Genomic DNA, 284 nt, shown 5'->3' on the forward strand with positions numbered 1-284 from the left:
CCCACCCACCCCGGGTCCCCCCCCGGCACCCCGGGGGGGGGGGGGGGCCCCCCGCGGGGGCGCGGGGCTGTGTCGATGTGCGGCTCCGCCGCGTGGGCGCGACTAGCCACGATGGTGCCGCAGACAGGGGCTCCGCCCCTGGAACCCGGGGGCGCGGGGCTGTGTCGATGTGCGGCTCCGCCGCGTGGGCGCGACCAGCCACGATGGTGCCGCAGGCGGTCGACGGCAGGTCAGGGCACTGGGGCTCCGCCCCTGGACCCCCGGGGCGGGGGGGGGGGCCCCCT

The sequence above is a fragment of the Streptomyces sp. NPDC059455 genome (assembly GCF_042750115.1).
Taxonomy (GTDB): Bacteria; Actinomycetota; Actinomycetes; order Streptomycetales; family Streptomycetaceae; genus Streptomyces; species Streptomyces endocoffeicus.